General features: G+C 30.7%; 16 protein-coding genes. 1 reads left to right on the plus strand and 15 read right to left on the minus strand.

The features are described from left to right. Positions 1-6 precede the first annotated feature (6 nt). From FG167_RS13310 to FG167_RS13340, 7 genes are all read right to left on the minus strand, one after another. Positions 7-795, minus strand: coding sequence for a polysaccharide biosynthesis/export family protein (locus FG167_RS13310; protein ID WP_203458727.1), 789 nt, complete (start codon positions 793-795; stop codon positions 7-9). A 20-nt stretch (positions 796-815) separates the two neighbouring features. Then, positions 816-2714: a nucleoside-diphosphate sugar epimerase/dehydratase gene (locus tag FG167_RS13315; RefSeq protein WP_203458728.1), complete on the minus strand. Its 1899-nt coding sequence runs from the start codon at positions 2712-2714 to the stop codon at positions 816-818. Beyond that, on the minus strand, positions 2707-3849 hold the full coding sequence (locus FG167_RS13320) for an aminotransferase class V-fold PLP-dependent enzyme (protein WP_305067838.1): 1143 nt from the start codon (positions 3847-3849) through the stop codon (positions 2707-2709). Before FG167_RS13320 ends, FG167_RS13315 begins: the two co-directional genes overlap by 8 nt. A 531-nt stretch (positions 3850-4380) precedes the next feature. After that, entirely contained in the window at positions 4381-5352 is a 972-nt protein-coding gene (locus FG167_RS13325) for a polysaccharide deacetylase family protein (RefSeq protein WP_203458729.1), read from the minus strand. After that, positions 5349-5939, minus strand: coding sequence for a sugar transferase (locus FG167_RS13330; protein ID WP_203458730.1), 591 nt, complete (start codon positions 5937-5939; stop codon positions 5349-5351). Before FG167_RS13330 ends, FG167_RS13325 begins: the two co-directional genes overlap by 4 nt. Beyond that, positions 5936-7141 (minus strand): DegT/DnrJ/EryC1/StrS aminotransferase family protein, encoded by a 1206-nt coding sequence (locus FG167_RS13335; RefSeq protein WP_203458731.1) that lies wholly within the window; start codon positions 7139-7141, stop codon positions 5936-5938. Before FG167_RS13335 ends, FG167_RS13330 begins: the two co-directional genes overlap by 4 nt. A 5-nt stretch (positions 7142-7146) precedes the next feature. Continuing rightward, a complete protein-coding gene (locus FG167_RS13340; protein WP_203458732.1) occupies positions 7147-8241 on the minus strand; it encodes a glycosyltransferase in 1095 nt (364 codons plus the stop codon). Between the two features lie 81 nt (positions 8242-8322). Here FG167_RS13340 and FG167_RS13345 point away from each other — a divergent pair, with 81 nt between their 5' ends. Beyond that, complete coding sequence (locus FG167_RS13345; protein WP_203458733.1) at positions 8323-9255, plus strand: ATP-grasp fold amidoligase family protein; 933 nt, start codon at positions 8323-8325, stop codon at positions 9253-9255. Here FG167_RS13345 and asnB (FG167_RS13350) read toward each other — a convergent pair. From asnB (FG167_RS13350) to murJ, 8 genes are read right to left on the minus strand one after another with little or no spacing between them, the layout of a single operon-like run. Next, positions 9250-11136: an asparagine synthase (glutamine-hydrolyzing) gene (gene asnB, locus FG167_RS13350; protein ID WP_203458734.1), complete on the minus strand. Its 1887-nt coding sequence runs from the start codon at positions 11134-11136 to the stop codon at positions 9250-9252. The two genes, FG167_RS13345 and asnB (FG167_RS13350), sit on opposite strands and share 6 nt — an antisense overlap. Then, positions 11124-12275 carry a glycosyltransferase gene (locus tag FG167_RS13355; RefSeq protein ID WP_203458735.1) on the minus strand — a complete coding sequence of 384 codons (1152 nt, stop codon included), beginning with the start codon at positions 12273-12275 and terminating at the stop codon, positions 11124-11126. Before FG167_RS13355 ends, asnB (FG167_RS13350) begins: the two co-directional genes overlap by 13 nt. Then, complete coding sequence (locus FG167_RS13360; RefSeq protein WP_203458736.1) at positions 12265-13203, minus strand: hypothetical protein; 939 nt, start codon at positions 13201-13203, stop codon at positions 12265-12267. Before FG167_RS13360 ends, FG167_RS13355 begins: the two co-directional genes overlap by 11 nt. Before the next feature lie 5 nt (positions 13204-13208). Beyond that, positions 13209-14618 (minus strand): MBOAT family protein, encoded by a 1410-nt coding sequence (locus FG167_RS13365; RefSeq protein ID WP_203458737.1) that lies wholly within the window; start codon positions 14616-14618, stop codon positions 13209-13211. Further along, a complete protein-coding gene (locus tag FG167_RS13370; RefSeq protein ID WP_203458738.1) occupies positions 14608-15702 on the minus strand; it encodes a glycosyltransferase in 1095 nt (364 codons plus the stop codon). The genes FG167_RS13365 and FG167_RS13370 overlap by 11 nt, the downstream gene beginning before the upstream one ends. Next, a complete protein-coding gene (asnB, locus tag FG167_RS13375) occupies positions 15702-17546 on the minus strand; it encodes an asparagine synthase (glutamine-hydrolyzing) (protein ID WP_203458739.1) in 1845 nt (614 codons plus the stop codon). Before asnB (FG167_RS13375) ends, FG167_RS13370 begins: the two co-directional genes overlap by 1 nt. A gap of 3 nt (positions 17547-17549) precedes the next feature. Beyond that, entirely contained in the window at positions 17550-18662 is a 1113-nt protein-coding gene (locus tag FG167_RS13380; protein ID WP_203458740.1) for an O-antigen ligase, read from the minus strand. Then, entirely contained in the window at positions 18659-19996 is a 1338-nt protein-coding gene (murJ, locus tag FG167_RS13385) for a murein biosynthesis integral membrane protein MurJ (RefSeq protein ID WP_203458741.1), read from the minus strand. The genes FG167_RS13380 and murJ overlap by 4 nt, the downstream gene beginning before the upstream one ends. Between the last annotated feature and the right edge of the window lie 2 nt (positions 19997-19998).

The following is a 19998-nucleotide window of genomic DNA, read 5'->3' on the forward strand; positions in this document are numbered from 1 at the left end:
GGTTTTTTAATTTACAATAATTGCAGTTAATGAAACTATTACTGCAAGTGCAGAAATTACAACTGCAGTGTTTTGATTGTATGATGAAGAGCGTACTTTAGCTTTGTTTGGTGATATGTATACAACATCATCTTGAGCCAAGTAATAGCTTTGATTGTTTAATACAGAAATAGATGTTAAATCGAATTTAGAATACTGCTTTGTACCATTATTGTCTCTAATTAGTAAAACATTATCTCTTCTTCCGTGAATAGTTAAATCTCCGGCGTAACCTAAAGCTTCAGATAATGATATTTTTTCGTCTTCTAGAACAAATGTTCCTGGATTGCGAACTTCTCCTAAAACTGTGATTGTAAAGTTTATTAGTCTAATATTTACAATTGGGTTTTTTAAGTATTCTTTTAATCTAGTTTTTAGTAATTCGGTTGCTTCTGTTCTTCCTAAGCCTCCTATTTTTATTTGTCCTAGCACAGGGAATTCAATATTACCATACTTATCTACCAAATAAGTCTGCATTTTGGTGCTTCCTTGTGTTACAATTGCAGATTGACCTTCAGATATTGTAGGAAGGTTAAATGGTCTTGCTGCTTCTGGGTCTAGTGACGACACAATTATTGATATCTTGTCGTTCGTTTTATAAACTACATCAGTATTAAAATCGATAGGCTCATAGTTTTCAAGTGTTTCGTCTTGAAAGTAAGTTATTTCTTGTGTTGATGTGCAAGATGCAAATAGAAAAATTGCTAATAGCGCAGCAACAATACTAGTTTTTGGTTGGTTAAAAATTGGTTTCATGATTAATAGCGTTTTTAAATTTATTTTATGTTTAAAACATCGTATTTGGTATTGTTAGGGTTGTATTCTGGTACTATGTCCTTTATTAAAGATACTATTTCTATATTGGAAGAAGTAGAGTCTAGCATTAGTAATTTTTTAATTTTTTCTAATTGACTTGCATTAACGTTTCTACATTGGGCAATCATTATTTTTTCGTTATAAGTTGGTTTTGTGTTTTCACCATCTATTAACAATTCTTCAAAGATTTTCTCACCAGGTCGAAGTCCAATTATCTTAATATCAATATCCTCTGGGTAATTTAATCCAGAAAGCGCTATCATATTCTTGGCTAAGTCTATTATTTTAACTGGTTTTCCCATGTCGAAAACAAATATTTCTTCACCTAGCCCCATTGCAGCTGCTTCTAGTACTAATTGACTAGCCTCTGGTATAGTCATAAAATAACGAATAATATCTTTGTGTGTTACAGTTAAAGGCCCTCCAGTTTCTATTTGTTTTTTGAATAATGGAATTACAGAGCCGTTAGATCCTAAAACATTACCAAATCTTGTGATAATAAATTTCGTTTTTCCCTTTACTATGTTTTTTTGACAGAAGATGCATATTTCGGCAATTCGCTTTGTTGCTCCCATTACATTGGTTGGGTTTACGGCTTTATCTGTAGATATTAATATGAATTTTTCTGCGCCATGTTTCATGGCAAGTTCTGCTGTATTATATGTGCCAAAAACATTTACACTGACAGCTTCGAATGGATTGTTCTCCATTAAAGGTACGTGTTTGTATGCTGCGGCATGGAATATAATTTCAGGTTTATATGTGTTGAAAATTTGATCTAATCGCTGTTTGTTTCTTACGTCTGCAATAATCGTCTCAACCTTTGTTATGTTGTTTCTTTTGAGTTCTTGCTGTAAATCGTATAAAGCAGATTCAGAATTATCTATAATTACTAGTTTTTTAAATTGGAAATTGCTTAATTTTCTAACCAACTCGCTACCAATAGACCCTGCAGCTCCGGTTACTAAGAGCACTTTATTGTTGTATTCGTCTATTAATAACGGATTATCAATTCTGATTGGCTCTCTTCCTAAGAGGTCTTCAATTTTGATATCTTTAATTTGACCAATACTTAAGTCGCCATCAATCCAATGTTGTACATCTGGAACAATTTTTACTTTTAAATTTAAAGCAAAGAACGAACCTGAGATTTCTAAAAGTCTGCTAGAATCTATGTTTTGAATGGATATAATTACTTCGTCTATGTTGTTTTTTTCTACAAATGCTCTGTCTATTTTTTTTGGATTATAAACATTAAGCATGTTTATTTTTTTTCCAATTTTACCTTCTTTATCGTCTAAAAATCCAAAAACATTAATATTACTTTTAGCATCATTTGTAATAGCATCATAAGTTACCATTCCGGAGTTTCCTGCGCCGTAAATAAGTACCGTTTTTAAACTTTCTAAATCATGGAACAAGCTTTTATACATGTGTTTAATAAAAAACTTCGCACCTATTAAAAAGAAGATATTTAGTAGTAAATGGATGTATATAATAGATCCAGGAATATCAAAAACACTATCAAAATTATATTTTCTACTTATGTAGGTGGTGACAATTAGTATGGTTGCTAAGATGTTTAAGCCAATTACCACATTTACAACATCTTTTACTCCTGTAAAACGTACAACACCTTTATGTGAGCTAACTATTAAAAAACTAATTACGGTTGCTGCAAATACAAATGGAAGTTGTTTTAAGAAAGTGTAAAAATTAAAATCTATTTCAAAATTGAATCTAATTATATACGCTATAAAGAAGGTGAGGAGCACAATACAAGAATCAAACAGTAACACAAGCCATTTGGATGCGTATCTATCTGTTAGTTTTCTTAATATGTCGTTATAATTAATCAAAGTGTGATATAATTAATTTTGTTATTCGGTTTAAATCTACTTCTGTAAGACAAGATCCACTTGGTAAGCACAAACCTTTTTCGTATAAATTATTAGAAACTCCGTTTAAATACGCAGGAGCATCTTTGTATAAAGGTTGTAAGTGCATTGGTTTCCATGAAGGTCTTGCTTCAATGTTGTTTTTATTTAATAATTCTAGTAAGCTATCTCTTGTTTGTTTTGTGTCTAGTAAAATACAGGTTAACCATCTGTTGGAAGTGTATCCTTCTGGTTCTTTTAAAAATGTAATGGCATCAATGTGCTGTAATTGTTTGTGGTAATAGCTATGGTTTCTTTGTCTTAAAGCGACATAGTTGTCCAGAACTTTTATTTGTCCTCGGCCAATTCCTGCAATAATATTTGACATTCTGTAATTGTAGCCAATGTTTTTATGTTCGTACTCTATGCCGTCTTCTTTTGCTTGTGTAGCTAAAAAAATTGCTTTTTTCTTTAAAGCTTCGGTTTTACTAATTAGAGCGCCACCACCAGAGGTTGTTATTATTTTATTTCCGTTAAACGAAAGAATGGAAAAATCACCAAATGTGCCACATTTCTGACCATTAACCTGACTGCCAAATGATTCCGCGCTATCTTCTACAACAGGAATGTTGTATTGATTAGATATTGCTTGAATTTGTTTTACATTATATGGCATTCCGTATAAATTAATAGCTATAATAGCTTTTGGTTTTTTTCCTTTTTTAATTCTATCTTTTATTGTTTTTTCTAATAACACAGGACAAATGTTCCATGTTTGTTCTTCGCTATCTACTAAAATAGGTGTTGCTCCTAAATAAACCACTGGGTTTACAGATGCTACAAACGTTTTTGTTTGGCATATAACCTCGTCACCTTGTTTAACTCCTAAAAGGGTTAATGCAAGATGAATTGCTGCGGTGCCAGAGCTTAAAACCGTTGCGTAGCTTTCTTGACTTAGATATGTTTCAATATCTTTCTCAAAGCCGTTTACGTTTGGTCCTAAGGGAGCAATCCAATTTAATTTAAATGCTTCTGTAATGAATTCCTGTTCGTGTCCACTCATGTGCGGTGGAGATAACCAGATTTTAGAATTCAGTTTAGATTCATTAATAGCCATATAAATATTGTTGTTTTTAGAGTATAAATCAAAAAAATACGACAAAGAACCCATTTAAACGTTCTTTGATTTAATTAATAAAGGTATTAAGTTTTATCTAAATTTAAACACGCTTTAAGGTTAAATTATTTATATAACAATTGTAAAAATTTTCAATTACTTTTTGCTAGATCAAAGTGTTAGGGGAAGGTGTGTATAACTGTTTGTTATAGATGTAGTTAAATATACGAAAATATAAGAATATAGCTACTTGTTTTTGTTTTTTATGAGGTGACTAGTTTCGATATGTTTTTTAAAGGAGTTGTTTCGTGGAAGCTATTAATTGTTTTGTAAAGAATGTCCAGTTTTTTTTAAACACTTTTACTTCAATTTGGTACATGTGTTTTTATTTTTAGATGAATAATTTTTGTGTTGAATAATTTCAATTCCTGAAGAATTATTGTTAAATGTGTTATTTGAATTAAAAAACTAAATAAAGCATAGTAAGTGGTTGTATTTAAATTGTTTACGTGTTTTTCGATTTAATTATACTTAAAAGTATTGTACTAAGTTTGTCATGGTTTTACTATTGAAATTATACGTTTTATTTAACGTTTTATAATGGTTAAATAGCTCTTCTAATGCTTTGAAATTTTCCTCTGTATTTTGTCCGAAATTATGAGGATGCCACCAAAAATGATAAACTTGTTTTTGCTTTGCGGCATATGTCATTCCTTTTTTTATTCTGTTTATTTTTAAGTTTTCTAAAAAACGTAGTTTACTGCTGTAAGGTCTTAGAAATCTACTAGATGCAATGTTCACCAATCCATGATGCATTTGTAGATCATGCGTATTATGTCCAGATATATTGAGATACGCGTCCAGTAATCTGTATATTCTATGTTTTGTGTTTCCTAATTGTTTGGTGTCGTTGGTGTTGTACATCCAGTGGTTTTCAATGCCTCGATAACTTAAGATGCCGTGTTTTGCACAAATTTTAATATAGACTTCGTTTATTTGGTTTCTAGGAAAAACAATACTTTTTATATTTATGTCTTGTTGTTTCGCAATGTTTATAGTGGCTAGCAAGTCTGCTTCAAATTGTTCTGCTGTTTGTCCTACTTCGTTGCAGTAGTAATGACAAAAAGTATGGCTTCCTATTTCGTGATTGTCATTTTGCTTAATTTGTTCTACTAATGACGTTGCGTAATGATAAGGATCTTCGGTTTCGTTGTTCCCAATAGCATCAAATAATCTATACGGACTAAAATTGGCATCGCTATAATTCGGTTTCTTTTTTGGGCTATACTGAAGTAATTCTTCTTTATTTTTTGCTAATAGAAACCCAACAGTAGCAAAGGTTAGTTTGATATTGTAGGTGTCACTTAGTTGTAGTAATCTTGGAACAATTTCGGAAACCTTTTCTAATTGTGATTTGTAACTTTCCAGCGTACGAACATCAAAAACACCCCAAAATAATTCGAAGTCTAAAGAAATCACTAAATGTCCTTGATCTAGTTTCATTTTAATATGGTTTGAAATGTCTTCAGAATAATTTTTACATCCGTAAATACCGAAGGATTAGCAATATACTTCTTGTTTAGCGCGATTTTTTTCGGCATAATATCTTCAATATAAAGCTTTTCGGGATTATCTGTATCCTTTAAAAGTTCTGCTTCGTCTCTAAATGCAATAGAGGCATAGTCTGTAATACCTGGTTTTACTTGAAGTATTTGTAAATCATCTTTAGAATAATAATCTACATATTTACGAACTTCTGGTCTCGGGCCAACAAAACTCATGGAGCCTTGTAAAACGTTTATGAGTTGTGGCATTTCGTCTAGCTTATATTTTCGCAAGAAATAGCCAACTTTTGTTACTCTAGAATCGTTGTCACCTAGGGTTAATAGTCCTTTTTTGTCGGATCCTACAAACATGGTTCTAAATTTAAAAATCTTGAAATCTTGACTATTTTTACCAACTCTTGTTTGTCTGTAAAAAATGGAACCTTTAGATTCTATTTGGATTAAAACCGCAATTACCACTAATATTGGTAGGAGTATTGCTAATCCTAATAGAGAAAAAAATAGATCGAATACTCTTTTTATCATAGTGTGGTTTCTACAGCATTTGCAATTGTGGCTATAATATAATGTAATTCTTCTTCTGTTAACTGCGGATAAATAGGTAAAGATATTTCTGCTTTGTAATTATTAAAGGCTTTTGGGTAATCTTCTATTTTATAACCGTAAGATTTGAATAAAGTCAATAACGGCAATGGCTGAAAGTGTACATTGACAGCAACACCGTTTGCAGAAATTTTATCTATAATAGCATCGCGTTGTGCTTCGGAAGCATCTTTAATTCGCAAGGCATACAAATGACAAGAAGATATTTTTTCATCGTTTTGAAAAGGCGGTAATACTGCCCATTCTTTGGTTGCAAAATACTCTTGGTAAAATGTAAAGATTTCTTTTCGTTTTCCTAAAATAGTTTCAAAATATTCGGGTAACTGCGCTACGCCAACAGCAGCAAGTAAATCTGGAAGATTCATTTTTAATCCAGGATAAATAATATCATATCTCCAACCACCAGCTTTAGATTTTGTAAACGCATCTTTTGTTTGTCCGTTTAAGGAGAAACAGCGTAAGTAGTTATATTCTTCTTGGTTAACAAAAGGTTTAGGTAGGTTTAAGCAAATGGCACCACCTTCTGCAGTGGTAACATTTTTTACTGCATGAAATGAAAACACGGTTATATCTGTGGTTTCACCAACAAATTTTCCTTTGTATTGCGCGCCAATTGCATGAGCAGCATCTGCTATTACTACAATTCTTCCTAATTTTTCTTGATTTTCGTGTGTTGGGTGAAATAAATCGCTGCTATTTTTTGCTAATTGATTTATTGCGTCATAATCGCAAGGCCAACCAGCTATATCTACTGGAATGATAGCTTTAGTGTCTTCGGTTATTGCATCTTTAATTGCTTTTATAGAAATATTAAAATCGTCTTCAATATCTACCATTATTGGAGTTGCGCCAACATGAATAACTGCTAAAGCTGTTGCAGCATAGGTGTAAGCAGGAATAATGACTTCATCACCTTCACCAATACCAAACCATTTTAAAGCCAGCATTAACCCAGAAGTAGCAGAGTTTACACCAAGAGCATTAGGTGCTTTTGTATATTGGCAAACAAGTTCTTCTAATCGTTTTACTTTTGGTCCTGTGGTAATCCATCCAGATTCTAAAGCATCTGTAACTTCTTTGATTACATTATCACTAATGTAAGGAGGGGAAAATGGGATTTTCATTTTCGTTATGTTTTATGATTAATAGCTTGGTTAAAGATATCAATATATTGCTTAGAAACATTTTCTAAACTAAACTTTTCAACGTGTTTTAATGCATTTTCGGCTAATTCATTGGCTAAATCCTTGTCTGTGGCTAATCTAATCATTGCATTTGCAAGTGCTTCCGAGTTTTTTACTTCCACTAATAAAGCTTCTTTTTCGTGTCTTGCAAACTCTCTAACTCCTGTAACGTTTGTAGCAATCATAGGTAGTCCAACTGCTGCTGCTTCTAATAATACTCTTGCAAAACCTTCTCTAAAGGTTGGTAGTACAAAGGCATCCGAAGTTAATAAAAGATCAAAAACATCATTTCTACTTCCTAGTATATCTACAATATCTTTGTATTGGTCTAATATATCTTGGTTTAGTCGTTTGCTATTTTCTTCTAAAGGACCAACAAGTAGTATTTTAAAAGTATGTCCTTTGTCTTTACAAATTCTAGCCGCTTCTAAAAGATTAATAATTCCTTTTTCGTAAACCAATCGCGCAACACAAATAAAGGTAAAAGGCGTGTTATTTCGCTTTGCGGTTTTATGAATATTTTTTAATTCTATTCCGCTACTAAAAATAAGTCCGAAGTTCGTATCGGTTATTAATCCGTGAGATTTATATAAATCTTTATCGTCGTAATTTTGAAAAATAGTTTTAAAAACACGATGTTTTACACTTCTATGAAGCATGTAATAAACCTTCCTTAAAAAGAAGCTAGACAAACTATTAGACATGAAGATTGTACCTAATCCTGTTACTGTTCTTGTTATTGGTGTTTTTGTGTTTTTTAATGCAATTGGTAATAAAAATGCGGGTTTGGTATCAAAGGTATGAATGACATCAAATTCATTTTCTGCAAAAAAAGTCTTGTACCATTTTAATGTTTTTCTGTCTGCAATAGGAGAGAGGTGCCGTACTAAATTATAAGGTACATAACGAATGTAATCAGGAAAATTATGAGTGCTTGTTCCTATTATGGTTACATCAAAACCTGCTTCTTTAAGATAGCTAGATAAGGAAATGCGTTTATGCACATCTTCACCACCAACAAGACAGATTTTTTTATTCATATATTAAATTTACAACTAAAATAAGATAAGTTTTTTGTTTACTGAAATTTGTTTTACATTAGAATGGATAAAACACTATTTATGTTAAAGATTGCTAAGTATTTATATCATAATACTTGGATTGGAAAAAATGTAATCGATTCTGTGTTGCAACTGCATCATTATATGAGATCACATTTTTTGGATGATGCTACTTTTTTAAGGCAAGATTTTAAAAAACGCTTTGGTAGACCATTAGATTTAAACAATCCTAAAACTTTAAATGAAAAAATTAATTGGTTAAAGCTACATGATAGAACAGCCTTACATACTACGTGTGCAGATAAGTTTGCCGTTAGAAAATATGTAGAAGAAGTGGTTGGAGCTTCATATTTAATTCCATTAGTGTTTCAAAGTTATAATACAGAAGATGTTGTAGCTTCTAGTTTTCCAGATTACCCTTTTATTATTAAAGCAAATCACGATAGTTCTGGAGGAATTATTGTTAAAGATAAAGCTACTGTAGATTGGGGACAAACCCAAAAATACTTTAAGAAATTACTTAGTAAAAACTATTATTATTCGGGTAAAGAATGGCAATACAAAAACATAAAACCTTGTGTTATTGCTGAAAAATTACTTGTAAATGAAGCTGGCGAAATTCCTTTTGATTATAAATTACATTGTTTTCATGGCAAGGTGGAAGTGATTCAGGTAGATATTGATAGATATACCAATCACAAGCGGAATTTGTATGATGTAGATTGGAATATTTTGCCTTTTACTTGGTCTTTATGGGACGATGGAAAACCGCTTTGGGATAATGGAAGAACGCTTGAAAAGCCACATAAATTAGATGAAATGATTGCAGTTGCTGAAAAATTATCGGAAGCATTTTCTTATGCAAGAATAGATGTCTATGATTTTGAAAACAAAGTATATTTTGGTGAAATCACTTTTCATCATGGAAGCGGTTTAGAAACCATTTACCCAGAAACTTGGGATTATAAATTGGGTAAGTTAGTACATTTATAAATAGACGTTTACATACCATTTTTGAAACGTATAATACGTCCAAACCTTATAACTATTATCTTCTTTTCCTGTAAGATGGTTGTTTACCAATGGTTTGATATAGTCTATGTTAAAGAGATTCTGGTCTTCTAAAAAATTGGTTTCGATATAGCTTTCTAATTCTTTTTTTAATCCAGAACGTAACCAATCACCAACGGGAACCACAAATCCTTTTTTAGATTTCTCTAAGAAACCTTCCGGAAATTCCTCTTTAAAAGCTTCTTTTAAAATATGTTTTTTACTAAAACCTTTTAGTAAATAGTCTTCTGGTAAGCTATTGGCAAATTCCCAAAGCGTCTTGTTTAAAAAAGGCGCTCTGCATTCTAAAGAATTTAGCATACTTGTTCTATCTACTTTTACCAACATATCTCCTTCTAAACTTATATGTCTGTCTATCTCGCGATATTCATGTACCGTTTTTGGTTGTTTTATATTGGTTTTTTCTTTGTAGTAACTAAATAGATTAGGTTGAATGTTTTCGGTTTTTAAAAGCTTTTCGGTATCGTTAGAAAAACCTAATGAAATGATATTCCAATAGTGCTCATCGTTATAGTTTATTGCGTTTACAGCTTTTTTTAGCTTAAACCGTTTTCCTCTATTATCGTCTTTTGTTGTAAATAATTTGTTTAGAATACTTTTTGAAGCATTATGCAGAAATTCTGGAACTACACTTGTATATTTCCTATTTAGTTTTCCAATATAGTATTTGTTGTAACCACCAAAAACTTCGTCGCCACCATCTCCTGTTAACGCCACCTTTACAAAATCTCTAGTTTTGTTAGCTACCAAATAAGTTGGTAAGGCAGAGGAATCGGCAAAAGGTTCATCGAAATTTATAAGAATTTCATGAATGTTCTTTTCAATGTCTTTTTCTGAAATAATAAACTCATGGTGATTACTATTAATCATTTTAGCAACCAGTTTCGATTTGTCGGTTTCATCAAAGGAAGCTTTATCAAATCCGATAGAAAAGGTATCGATTTTTTGGTTGTTCATTTGTGACAACCCTAAACTAACAATCGAAGAATCTACACCTCCAGAAAGAAATGTGCCAAGCGGAACATCACTAATAGAACGACTCTCAATACTTTGAAGCATTCTGGTTTTTAATTCCTTTTTTGCTTCCGCGAAAGCGATATCCTGCTTTTCGTTTTTTACAGTACTTATTGGATGTATTTCAAAACTATCTGCTTCTAGATCATAATCGATATAATGATTGGCTTCTAATTTAAAAATGTGCTCATAAATGGTAAAAGGAGCAGGAGTATAGGTGAGTCTAAAATATAAGTTTAGCCCTTCTTTAGAAATTTTAGGTTTTGTATCTAGATTATTAATAATCGATTTCAACTCCGAAGCCCAAAAGAAGTTTTCTTCGTCTTGGTAATAATACAAGGGTTTTTCACCAAAAAAGTCGCGAGTAATAAATACTTTATTTCGGTTTTTATCATAAATACTAAAGGCAAACATACCGTCAAGTTCGGCAAAACTACTTTCTCCTTTAGCTTCGTAGAGTTTTAAAATAACTTCTGTATCGCTTTTGGTTTTAAAGGTAACCCCTTGACTTTCTAATTGCTGTTTTAATTTTAGGTAGTTGTAAATTTCGCCATTAAATACAATTACAATACTTTGGTCGTCATTATATATTGGTTGCTTCCCTGTGCTTAAGTCAATAATAGATAGCCTTCGCATTGCCATAGCAACCGTTGTTGTACCTTGGTTTTCAATACAGAAACCATCATCATCTGGACCACGATGATAGATGAGCTGATTCATTTTGTTCAATGTATTGCTTACATCGTCAAGGCTTCTATTTTTACTGATTAAGCCATTTATTCCGCACATAAATACATATCTATTAAATTTTTTGTTTGCTTTCCTATTTCAGAAATATCGTATTGTTTTGCTTTTTCAAAACTCAAAGCGCTATACTTTTTACGCGCTTCTTCATTGTTTTGATAATAGGTAATTGCTTTGGCTAATCCTTTGTTGTCATCTACATTTACTAATAGTCCGTATTTTGCTTTAGAAAAGCTTCCTTCTTCTATTTGTATTTCTTGGTTGTCATTTAGAAGTTCTAAAGGACCAGATAAGCAATTGGTTGCAATTACAGGAACTCCAAGTGACATGGCTTCCAAAATAACGTTTGGAAATCCTTCAGAAAGAGAAGTTAATACCAAACAATGGTGTTTTAGTATTTCTTGATCTATTTCGCTGCTGTTTCCTTTAAAAGTAACGGTTTCATTAAGGTTTAAAGTAGTTGAAAGGGATTTTAATTCTTCTTCTAACACACCTGCGCCATATATATTTAAATGTACAGCATTTTTTATAAGCGGTATACTTTCCATTAAACTCTTATAGTTTTTAACAGGGTTTAATCTTCCTACAGCAACAATTTTAAAAGGTTTATTTTCTTCTGGATTTTTAAGGAAATCAGGTTTTTCTTCTAGTGTGTAAATAGGATTGTAAAGTACGTGAGCTGGTATCTTTACACCAAAATTATCCTGTAAATCTTTATTTATATGAATAGAATTGGAGAATAAAGCATTGTTTTTATTGTAAAAATAGTTCACCAATTTTTCACCAAAGGCACCATAGGTTTTAGAGGGGAAACAACGTTCACTAACCATGGTGGTAAGTTTGGGGTTTCTTATTTTAGTAAAACCATTTATTATATTTTGTTTAATTAAAAATGAAATACTAATATCTATATTATTTTCTTTTATAATTTTTGAATATTTAAAACCACTATATAAAAAAGTACTTAATTTAGACCATGAAGAATTATTATAATGCTGACTTTTTTTAGAGATGCAAATAACATTAACGTCTTTATGTATAGGTAAGTCAACAGTATCAAACATAAGTATTAATGTTACTTCGTAATACTTTACTAGTTCATTTACAAGCCTGCAAACCACACGTTCTGTACCGCTAAAACCAATAAATGCAGCAAATAATGCTATGTGTTTTTTATTCGTCATATATAATTAAATCTTTACTTAATGCTTCCGAGAAAGCTTCTGCTCCGGTGTTAGACATGTGTGCTAAATCTACCCAGTAATCTAAATGCTTATCGTCTTTAAAAAAATTGGTATAATCATGATATTCAATATTTAATTCCTCTAATATTTTTTTTAATGCCATATTATCTTCAGGGCATTTGTCAATAAAAATAGGAGAAGTAAGAGTAATTAGCTTTTTATTGTTAGCACTACAAAACGCTTCTATTTCTTTTAAATAGCTCTTAAATAACGGATTGATTTTTAAGTTTGTTTTGCAGACAATAGTATCATTACGTTCTAGTATGTTTTTAAATATTTCTTTTTGCGTGCTATGTACTTCCATAGGATCATAACCATAATATGTTTCCAGATCATATTTTGGGAAAATGGCGTTTTTAAGAATTCCTAAAGCTAAGCCGTTATAATCGATACACCAATAAAATTTCTGAAAAGGAGTTGTTAATTCTGCTCTGTCCAGTTCTTCTTTTATTATAGTATTGGAATGATATTTAACCATTAAAGTTTTTGTTTCTTGTCTATTGTAAACTTCTCTGTAAGCGACATTTGGATCTATTTGAAGAATAATTGTTTGTTTAAAATCTTTTGGAAGGAGTTTTATAAGTGTGGCACTATATGCTATAAATTTGCCATCCACTCCCATATTAAAACTGGAAGCATCTAATTTTTTTACATCTATATGATGATTTGCTCTAGAGCTACCAAATACAATTAACTTGGTTGTGTCTTTTATGGATAAGTAGTGGTTTAACTTTCCAATTGCTTGACCAGAGTAAACCGTGTCGCTAATTTTGGTTATAGAATAATATACGATTTTATCTACAACATAGGATAGTACAACTATGAAAGCTATAAGTTTTAATGATTTTATGAGTTGTTTTTTATTCATAACCTTTAAAATTGAAAATAAATAAAATTGTTAGACGTGGAATAAAACAAACTAGCAAGAAGAATTATAGCAGAAACGATAACACCTAGTTTTAATGGACTAAATGTACGTCCTAAAGTTTCTAAATCTTTATCTGTTTTAAATAAGTACAAGTCAAAAGACATACCAATAATAAGCATGGATAATCCAGTTACGATAGCATTAATATCTCCAACAAAAGGAATTCTAAATTCGAAGAAAACTAATTTTTTTATTATTAGAATAGCGGTATCAAAATCTTGTGCTCTAAAAAACACCCAAGAAAGTAGTACTACACAAAAAGGGTAGATGTAACCAATCCAACCAGCATTTTTGATTTTTAGAGTTAAAAAGATTATTTTTTCTCCAACAAGTAACAAACCATGAATGGCTCCCCAAATCGCGAAATTCCATGTGTTACCATGCCAAAGTCCGCCAATTATCATTGTGATCATTAGGTTTCTAAAGGTAAAAAGGGCTGAGCCACGACTTCCTCCTAAAGAATAGTATAAATAATCGCGTAACCATGAAGATAGCGATATGTGCCAACGTTGCCATATATCTGCTATGGAGTTTGAAAAGTATGGCAGTTTAAAGTTTTGATTAAATTTAAAACCTAAAAGTTTTGCACTACCAATGGCAATGTCTGAATATCCAGCAAAATCAAAATAAATTTGATACGCATAAAATACAGTAGCAAGGAGCAATGTGGAAGAATTATGAACATCTGGACTAGCATATATGGAATCTACATAGATACCCAAATTATCTGCAATAACTACTTTTCGAAATAAACCAACCGATATCTGAAAAATACCATCCTGAAACCATTTTTGTTTAAACTTTCGCGTTTTTTCAATTTGTGGTAAAAGGTTGGAGGCTCTTTCTATTGGTCCAGCTACTAATTGCGGAAACAAACTAACAAATGTAAAAAAGGCTACAATATCTTTTGTAGGTTTAAAGTTGCCTCTATAAATATCTATGGTGTAACTTAAGGTTTGAAACGTGTAAAAACTGATACCAACTGGAAGTATTATATTTAATGTTATAGCATCTACTTCCCAACCAAAAAGCAACATCAATTCGGCAAAACTTTCTGTAAAAAAGTTGAAATATTTAAATGCAGCTAAAAGCCCTAAATTTGACACTAAACTTAGTCGTAACCAATTCTTTTTGGCTTTTACCGAATTCGTTTCGTAAATTTTAATTCCGATATAATAATCTATAAATGAACTATATATGATTAAGGATAAGAAAGTCCAATCCCAATAAGCATAAAAGAAATAACTAGCAACTAACAATAATAAGTTTTGCTTTTTTAGATCTTTATTTAATAGCCAATACAGAATGAAAACTGTAGGGAAAAAGATTAAATATTCTATCGAGTTAAATAGCATGGTTTGGGGTTAGTTTAATAAACAATTCTTCGTATTGATTAATAATTTTTTTACTGTTAAATTTACTAATCACCACATGGTTTACTGTATTAGGTGAAAAAGAAAAATTGTTGTTAAGTTTTGTTAACTCTGTAACACATTCAGTAACGGTATTAACAATAAAACCATTTTTTCCTTCTTCAATAATTTCATTAATTCCTCCAGGTGCATTAAAAGCAACAACAGGTGTTCCAACAACACAGCTTTCTATTAATGCATTAGGAAAACCTTCTGAATAAGAACCGAGTAAAAAGATATCACTTTTTCTTAAAAAATCTTCAACATTTTTTGTGTAATTTATCTGAGTTACTTGGTTTTCAATTCCTTTACTTCGAATTAATTTTAAGATATTTTCCTTTTCATTTCCATCTCCAATCATAAAATAATGAAAAGGAAACGTTAACTGAGATAAAACTTCTATTATTCTATCGTGTCCTTTTTCTTTACTTAACCTACCAACAGTAATAATTTGTAAAGGTTTATTAGTATCTCTAGTTTCCGTTTTTGGAGAAGTATTATTGGTTATTGGATTATTTATTAGTGCTGTTTTGTTTATGGATACTCCATAATTTGTCATCATATCCTGCTGCATATCTTTAGATTGACAAATAACACAGTCTACCAATGTATACGCTTTTACTATTAGTCTTTTTAAAAGTGTTAACCTGCTGCTTTTATCATGCTTTGCTAATACACTTAAAACATTAGCCTCTCTAGCAGCAAATTTTATTTTTGGAAAACAAATAGAAAGGTAAGCAATCATAGTATTTAAATGAAAAATGGAGCTAACTACAATTTGCGGTTTTTTGGTTCTAAAATGTTGAGCAATAGCAAATACAGATTTTAATACTCTAGTTTTATTTAAATAAATTACATCTAGATTGCTTACATCGTATACAGTGTCTTTTTTAAAACCAACCACTAAGAGTGTAGAATGAAACTTGTTTTTGTCTATGTTTTGTGCGACAAATGACAAAATACGTTCTGCTCCACCAGCTGCAAGTGAAGGGATGACAAATGTGATATGTATTTTTTTATTTTCCATTAACGAATACTATATTGTTTTCCGTTTGTATTTAACCACTGTTTTAATACTAGCAATTTCCATATTAAAGGATATCTATTCCAGGATCCATTCATGTGTTGTTTTATTCTAAAACTCACTTCTTTTGCATTAATATTAGGAATGTCTTTTAGGCTTTCTTCATTTAGTTCAGAAAGCACATAATCTTTTAGTTCTTTTTTAAACCACTCTGAAAACGGCATTGTAAACCCAGCTTTAGGTCTGTTGAAAATATGCTTTGGTACGTGTTGGTATAACACATCTTTTAAAATACGTTTTTGATTATTAGCTTGAAATTTAAAGTTAGTAGGTAGTGACCTTGCAAATTCTACAACTCTATAATCCATTAAGGGAGCACGAGCTTCTAAAGAGTATGCCATTGTGGCTCTATCTACTTTTGTGTTTATATCCCAATTTAGGTATGTTTTTAAATCGAAATCTGAAATTCTTTCCTGCAGGTTTTTGTGGTTATGTTTTAAGTACTTCATTTCCTCAAAATCTAAATAATCATATTTACTATCTAGCCAGCTAGTATCTACTCCTGTCATTGCAGCTAAATATACATCTTCAATATTGTTGTATTTTAAACCTTGCGCAATCATTTTAAGTTTATAATAGGGCATCATTCCTATTGCATTTGCAGATATATTTCTAATAAATCCTGGAATCTTATACATGATTCCTACTTGCTTCATCCAATTATAGCGCTGATAACCAATAAAACTTTCATCACCGGCATCACCAGATAAAGCCACAGTTACATGTTTTCTGGTATGCTTAGCAAGCAGCATAGATGGTATAGCAGAAGAATCTGCAAATGGTTCATCATAATAATGGCTAAAATTTTCTATTAAATCCAAACCTTCACTATAATTACAATTAATAATATGATGATCGGTTTTTAAGTGGTCGGCAACTTGTTGTGCGTATTTACTTTCATCAAAGCCTTTTTCATCAAATTTTACGGAAAATGTTTTTATTTTACTTGAAGTTGTTTGTGTTGCTAAAGCAGCAATGACAGAAGAATCTACACCTCCAGATAGAAATACACCCACAGGTACATCTGCAAAGAGTCTGACTTTTACTGCGTCTTTTAGTAAATCGTTTAGTATTCCTTTTGCGTCGTTATAAGTACCTTCAAATTTGTTATTACCATGAATATCAATATCCCAATATTGTTTTTTTATAAATTCTTTACTGTTTAAATCTAAAGAAAAAGTGTATCCAGCTTTTAATTTATTTATTTCATTAAAAATAGAGTAGGGATCAGGTACTGCTCCCCAAGCAAGATAATAAGATATAGATTTACTAGATATACTTAAATTGTTATTGTGTAATTGAATAGAAGAAATTTGGCTAGCAAACTCAAAATCTTTTCCGTTAAAAAAATAATAAAAGGGTTTTTGCCCTAGTCTATCTCTGGCTCCAAAAAGGCGTTGTTTTTTTTCGTCATAAATCACAAAAGCAAACATACCATTGAGTTTGCTTACAAAATCATCGCCATATTCTAAATATGCTGCACAAATTACCTCTGTATCACTTGTTGTTTTAAATTCATGGCCTTTTTTATTTAGCTCTTTTTTAATTTCTAAGAAATTATAAATTTCTCCGTTAAAAACGATATGAATATGTTGGTAGGTAAGCGGTTGATTAGATCTAGCGTCTATGTCTATAATTGCAAGTCTGTTATGTCCTAAAATGATATCCTTATCTTTTCCTAGATATTTATAGTCTAATTTATCTGGACCTCTAAAAGAAGTTCGCATTAGTTTTTGTTGCACTTGTTCCTTAGAATACGCTATTGTTGAGCCGTAAATACCACACATATTTTATTCGTTTTCAAGATTATTATTGTCTAAATTTATGCTCACTTTTGTATATAACCATATAGTAAAAAATAGAATTATATAATTGTAAAAATAATTATGCGAAACCAACAAATAGGTTGCTATTATTAGTGATAAGTAAGTATATTCTGGGTTGGTTGTGAACCTTTTAATACTTTTTACAACAAGACTAATATAAAAAATAACCAAAAGTAAGAATGGGATTACTCCAGCTTCACCAATTACCATTAAATATGTATTGTGAACACCTACTTTAATACCAACTGTATCGGCTTGTTGTCCTTGCATAGAACCGTAGCCATTACCTATTAGGGCATTATTTAAAACAACATCTGTATAAAGTGCCCACGTTTCTTGTCTAGATTCTCTAGTTATAGTCGTGGTTTTTACCTCTCCTTCTGTAAAGAAGCTTTCAAGTGCATCAAATCTATCTTTATTTAGCTCAAAAGCAGGAGTGTTAATTATTATTATAATACCTAAGGCACCAACAATTAACCCAATAATATTTTTTCTATTCGCAAAAAGCGACGTTATATTTATTAGCAATAATAGTAGTAAGAAATAACGAGATAAAGTTGCTATTCCAGCTAGAGTGAAAATTAATTGCGCAATTATTTTATACTTTTTACTTGCTAATCTATATGTAAAAGCAAAACCTAAAATACAAACCAATCCTGCACGATTAGGATTTATATAAAAACCTGCATATCTTCCATATTCATCAGAAAACATTAATGCATTTATTATAATACTAGATGCGCCAATTAATAAATAAAAACAAGCTTCTGCATTTGTGGTATTTTTGGCAACTTCTGTAATGGATATTATGAATAAAAAATATCTAAAAATATCTTTAATGAATACCATGAGATCTCCTGAGAAATTAAATCCGGAAATAGAATAGTAGAGTATTCCTAATAATAATAATGGAAGTATTGGTTTGCTTTTTTTTATAAAAAAATAGTATAAAACTAAGGAAACTAAGGATAATGCAGATGCAAGCGAGCCTAAAGCAGGATTAAAGGATACTAAACCAAATGTTGGTAGGTTTAAAATAGTTAATGCAAGAATAATATGTTTTAGTATTTCTTTCATGTAGCTAAAACTTTTTGTTGTTTGGTTGTGTATTTTAAATACACTAAACTTCTAAACATTTGTAAAAAGGCAGTACATAAGGCAATGCCAAATACGCCAAAGTATTTCATTAAAATAATATCAAAAATTATATTTAAGATAACGGATGCAAATGAAATATAAGCCATAAAGGCATTTTTATTTATGCTAGTCAAAAATCGAACTATTATGTTTCCGCATATTGTAAATGGTAAACCTATTAAAAACATGCGTTGAATGTTAGCTACTGTTTTTGTGTCATTAGATGAAAATTCGTTTCGTTCAAAAAATAATTGCACTATAAAATCCGAAAGAAAAATAAGTATAACACTTACTACTATTAAACCTAGAAATAGGCGTTTTAAAATATAGTATAAGGTTTTAAAAGCTTCTTCTTTATTGGTTAAAGCGAGTTTTGAAAAATAGGGAAGAAGTACGTTACCCAAAGCCATAACAATAATTGCTGTAAAAAAAGCAGGAATGCGTAAACCATAATTTAATGCTGCTATAGAGCCAATAATTAGTTGTGCTGCAAAATACTGATCTGTAACAGAAATTAGTCCTGTTAAAAATCCAGAAGATATTTTTGCAGGGACTTGTTTAAACATGGTTTGTGCGTGATAACCATAAAAATCTGGTGGTGCTATTTTTATTATTTTTTTCTTAATTGTTATAAACAGTAAAAATATAAATTGCAGAATACTACCAATAAGCATTCCTACAGCTAAAACTTTTTCTTGTAATTGTTCTTTAAAAAATAAAAGGCAAACTAACATTGCTATAGAAGTAAATATAGGGTAGATGGATGCGTATTTAAAGTCATCATAAATATTTAGTAGGCCACTTAATAAAGATGCAAAACCCCAAAAAAGTATACAAGGTAACAAGTAGTATAATTGTGTTTTTATTAAATGGTAGTATTCCGCTGTATGTCCTTTAAAAAAAGTTTCTAAAAAAACATCCGTAAATAAATAGGAAATGATAATAAATAATATCGAAATAACTAAGGTTATAATAAAGCTAGTAGATTGAAAAGCACCAATGCGATTGGATGATTTTTTTTCAGCAATATAGTTAGGAATAAAAACCAATTTAAACGCAGTTAAAAAAACTTCATTAATAAACCCAGGGAGTAGGGCAGCTATAAAAAAAGTATCTAATAACTCCGATAGACCAAAAGAGCCAGCAACAATAATTTCTTTATAAAAACCTAAACCTTTTACAAGAATGCTAATAATCGCTACAGTAATGACATTTATTATTGTAGGATTTTTTAATGCTTTTTTTATGTTCTCTATGTAGTTTGTTATTTTCAAAA

Source organism: Lacinutrix sp. WUR7, from assembly GCF_016864015.1.
Classification (GTDB): Bacteria; Bacteroidota; Bacteroidia; order Flavobacteriales; family Flavobacteriaceae; genus Oceanihabitans.